Annotated in this window: 3 protein-coding genes; all 3 read right to left on the bottom strand. The window is 75.4% G+C overall.

Annotation, left to right across the window (positions count from 1 at the left end; all coding sequences use genetic code 11):
• A partial coding sequence (locus AC5LUJ_RS16310; protein ID WP_493465236.1) for a helicase-associated domain-containing protein occupies nt 1-1054 on the bottom strand: 1054 nt, incomplete at its 3' end.
• A gap of 1560 nt (nt 1055-2614) precedes the next feature.
• Nucleotides 2615-3052: a hypothetical protein gene (locus AC5LUJ_RS16305; RefSeq protein ID WP_250285418.1), complete on the bottom strand. Its 438-nt coding sequence runs from the start codon at nt 3050-3052 to the stop codon at nt 2615-2617.
• 367 nt (nt 3053-3419) lie between these two features.
• Nucleotides 3420-4538, bottom strand: a complete 1119-nt coding sequence (locus tag AC5LUJ_RS16300) for a hypothetical protein (RefSeq protein WP_493465235.1) — start codon at nt 4536-4538, stop codon at nt 3420-3422.
• Nucleotides 4539-4733 lie beyond the last annotated feature (195 nt).

Raw genomic sequence — 4733 nt, 5'->3', positions numbered from 1 at the left:
CGACAGTGTCCACGGCGACCGGGCTCACGGCCGCCGGCCCGACGCCGAGACCGGCTCGGGGGGCGGAAGCGGCCCTGAAACCGCCCATCCCGCCCGGCTCGTAGAGCCAGGGGTAGCCATTGATCTCGCTGCCCGTGAGCGCGTCCTCCACATCGAGGACGCCGGTCACACGGTGTAACGCAAACCGCCGGGTCGAGGTGGTGCGCTGATCCCAGGCCGTGACCCAGCCGCCCTCGACGGTCAGCGGGCGGACCACCTGGTCACGGGGCGTCCCCTGCTGGTCGACGTATCCGAGCAGCACCCGGCGGCCCGCGCGGGCCGCCCCCTGCAGCGTCACCAGGATCAACGGCGCGGACCGGACCATCCCGTCGGCCCCGTCAGCCCCCGTGGCCAGCGAGCCGGCCGCGGCGGCGGCTGCCCGCGCCGTGCGGGCGCCCTCGTCCCCGCGGCGGATCATCCGCACCATGTCGCGCAGCTGCTCGTCACGGCCGCCCCGCGCCTGGGCACCGCCCGGCGGCCGCGGCCGGCCCGGTGTGCGGTGCGCCTCCGGCCGGCTGAGCACCACCCGCCCGTCGGGGCCCTCCCCCACCGGGGAGAAACCGGCGGCGCGCAGCCCGTCCAGCAGCTTGGGCATGGGCAGCGCGCTGATCACCACCGTCGGCGCGATCCGGCGCAGCCCCAGCGCCTGGGTCCGCCGGGAGGCGACCACCTCGGAGAGGACGGCGGTGTCGTCACAGCGCAGGTAGGACGCGGCCGGCCCCGCCCGCAGCCGCCCGTGCCGGCGAGCGACGTCGTCCACCAGGTAGTCCAGCGTCTGCGGTACGCCCCCGCGGGCCACCCGGGTGAGAAAGCCGCGGATGTCCTCGACGGTCCGCCCGGCGTCCAGCGCCCGCCGCAGGGACGACTCGGAGAACCGGTGGACCGTGGCCGCGCCCGCGGACTCGACGTCGGCCATCTGCGCCAGCTCGGCGGCGATCTCCGGCACCAGCGGGCCCGGCGCCACCGCGGTGAGGTCGGCCTGCACGAACAGCTCGCTGACCGGCTCGGGCAGCATCGGGCCGAGCGCCGCCGCCAGCTCGGAGCGGCTCACCCCCGCCCCGGCCTCGCCGCGGACCAGCGCCCACCCGGCGGCCGACAGCGCGCCCCGGCCGGTGAGGCCCAGCAGCTCCGCCTCGGCGAAGACCCAGTCGACCATCCTGTCCAGCAACGGCCCGCCGCGCCGTGGCATCCGCCAGGCGAGCAGTTCCCGCACCGAGGCGGGGGTGAGGCGCGAGCCCGCGGGGCGCGGCGGCGAACGCGTCCAGCACGAGACGGCGCAGCTCCGGCGCGCTGCGCCGCCGCAGCTCCAGCGACAGCGCCGCGAGCTGGCGGCCCTTGTCGTCCCGCTCCCCCACCAGGCCGGGGACGTCCGGGGTGTGCAGCCACGCCTCGGCCAGGACGGCCCACCGCATGGCCGGGGTCTCCACGGACCACCGGTCGTAGGCCGTCGTGGGCATGATCTGGGTGTCCGTCCCGGTGGAGCCGTCGACCAGCCCGGCCGCGTAGGCGGTCTCGACGACCACCGCCGCCACCGTCTCGGTGACGTCGAGCAGCTTCGCGGTGGCGCGGAAGTCCCGGACGCTGAGACCGCCGGTGCGCAGCGGGGTGGGCGGGGCCTCTCCCCACGCCTCGAGCAGGGCCGTCACCAGGCGGATCAGCGTGCCGGCGGCAAGCGCGGCGGCGCCGTCGACCTGGCCGAGATCGATCTGCCGGCCGGTGAGCGCGGGCGGGTCGACGTGCAGCGTCCCCGCCGGCCGGTCGCCGCGCAGGGCCAGGCCCACCTCCCGGGGGAGCTCGACCGTCTCCTCGTCGACACCGACGAGCAGGCCGCGCGCGAGCAGTTCCTCCACCGGAGTACGGGCGTCGGAGGCGGCGAGCAGGCGCCCGGCGTCGCCGGTGTGCCCCAGCGCCGGCCCGGCGGCGAGCCGGTCGAGGATCTGGCGGGCCCGCGGGCCGCACTCCTCGACCAGCCTGGACACCCGCTCCCGCCCGGCCAGCACGGCGGCCAGCTCGTCGAGCAGGGCCGAGCGGGTGGCCGCGCCCCGGTCCCGGCGCGGGTCGACGCCGACCGCGGCGGCGAGCCGGGCCAGCTGGGTGTGCCGATGGCCGCCCAGGCACGCGCGCAACGGCCGGCCGAACCCGAGCGGACGCTCGCCCAGCAGGTCACGGACCATGCCGACGAGCACGACGGCCGCGTCGTCCCCCCACACCAGCCCGCGTTCGCGCAGCGTCGCCAGGGCCGCTGTCACGTCCGCGCCCCCGCAGAACGTCGACAGCTCCGCCGCGCTCACCGCGGGTGGGAGCAGTGTCAACGCCTCGCAGACCTCGAGGGTGAAGACGTCGAGCCGCTCGAGCGCGCGGGTGACGCTCACCCGGATCTCCAGCCGGGCACCGAGGACGTCGAAGTCGGGCGGGGGCGGGGTGGCCAGATCCGGCCGCAGGGTGAGCAGCCGGGCCAGCGCGTCATCCCGCAGGCCGCGCAGCCACCCGGCCAGGGTGGTGGGCACGTCGGAGCCGTCCGCCGGTGTGGACACCTTCACAACGGTATCCGGCCGCGTGGGAGGCCCGACACGCCCTATCGTCCATCATCAAGATCGAATTCGTCGCTCACGGCCACCGGGACCCGACCCACGCCGACCTGGGCCGTGCCGACCTGGTCGAGCACCCAGCCGCCGCTGACGTTCCAGCGCAGCACGGCAACGGCCGGGTCGAGATCGTGCTCACGCGGCCGGAGCGCGACGAACGCCCAGTCGGGCGAGCCGGTGGAGATCCTGATGGAGTCCACCTGGAGGCGGCCGCGGAGGACGGCGGCGACCAGCGGGCTGGCGAAGACCGCCCGGGCGATCGCGTCGACCTCCTCCGCGGTCGGCTCCCGGCCCGGCGGGGCAGGGGCGGCCAGGGCCGATGCTCTGACGCGGGGATCCTCGGCCGCGGAGGCGTCCGCGGCACGACCGGCCGCCGGACGGATGACACGTGGGCCGTTGCTGTGTGGACGCGTGGAATATGGACGCACGCGAAGCCTCCTGCCGCGGATGACAGGCCGGGACGCCACCCGACCAACATCACGCCAAGTCGCACATGTTGTGACAGAGCGCGACAGACCTGTCTATGCAGATTCACATGCAGGAAGCCCCGAGCGCAAGAGCCCGGAAGTGAATTCCTCGCACAACAACCATCACAATGACCAACTGCAAAACAGCGGCTAGCGTAGATGGACTATTTGGGAGCTACACCCCATTTTATCAACATCTCGCATGGTAACAGAAAATCAGGCAACAATGAAACACTACCATCCGACATATTTATCAATATACGGACAAGTCGCCAGCTGGCAGCAACGATCATCGAAACCCGGCCAGCGGCACCGGGAACATCGACGATCAGCGGAACCTGTCGACGCTCTCGACGAGGAACGCCAGATTATGGCCACGGGCCCAGCCGCTGATCCGTGACTGCACGCTGACCGAGCCCGGCACCGCGACAGCCTGCCCGACGGAGAACCCGACGACCATGACAGCGATCACCAGCAGCAGGCCCAGCAGGCTCACGGCCGGACGCGCACGCGAGGGACGGCGCCGCGCGGACGCGGCACCCGGCCGGGCCCGCGCGTCAGCGGTGGCGTCGAAGCCGGAGTCGGTATCAGCGTCGGAATCGGTGCCAGAGGCGGCGTCGGCGGCGGTGGCGGCACGGACCGGGCCGGAACCACCCCTGGCGGGAGCGGCGTCCACCCGGGCGCGCCCGGTACGCGCCTGAGCGGGACGACCAGCGGCGCCGGAACGGCCCTCCTCGCCGGGAAGCCTGGTGAACCGATCGGTGGCCTCGATGTCGTCCGCGCTGGAGACGGCCTCGGCCGGGCCGCCCCATCCAGCCGACGGCCCGCGCTCCCCTGCCCGCTGACCGGCCCCGGCCGATACCCGGTCCCCGGACGGGCGAGCATCATGATCATGATGCCGTTGGCCCGCCGGGCGGGCCCGGTCACCGGCGGCCGGCCCGCGCGCGCCAGCCGCGCCAGCCGCGCCAGCCGCGCCAGCTGGCCCGGCGGTCGGCCACGCCCGGGCATCGGGCCGGCCGTGCGGCGCGGACTGGGAGCGCGTGGGCCGGGGAGTGCCCCGCCCGGAGTCGGGCGGGGGCATCGGCGACCGCGGCTGCGCGGCCGGCGGCATGCCGGCGGCCACGGACGACCGGGGCGGAACAGGTCCGGATGAGCCGACCGGTTCCGCCCCGGCGGGGCCAGGACGCCCCGCACCCGGCTGGCGGAGCGCGGCAGGAGCAGGCGTGGGCCGGACGCTGTCCCGCCCACGCTCCGGGAACGGGCTGTATCCCTGCGTGGGCGCTCCGGTGTAGAGCGGCGCTCCCCGCTCCGCATCGGTGCCGGTGCCCGGTGCCCGGCCCCGGGCGGCCGGGTCCGCGCCGCGAGGACGCGCGCCCTGGTCCGCGCCCTGGTCCGCGCCCTGGTCGGGGAATCCCCGCTCGGCGGGACGCTGCACGACGGTGGTCATGTCAAGCGGATCAGGGCCACCGGGCCCGCGGGCCCCCCAGCGGCCGGGATGGCCCTCGGCTCGACGGGCATCGCCGGCAGCCGGCCCGGACCCGTGCCGCGCCGGTGCGGGCGGAGCGGAACCATTCCCCCCCAGATGTCCGTTGGCAACCGGTGAGGGAGCGGGACCAGCGTCCATACCCGGTGCGCTGCCACC

Source organism: Protofrankia sp. CiP1_Cm_nod3 (assembly GCF_982290655.1).
Note: the sequence above shows the minus strand (reverse complement) of the source record. Positions and strands in the feature narration are given on the sequence as shown.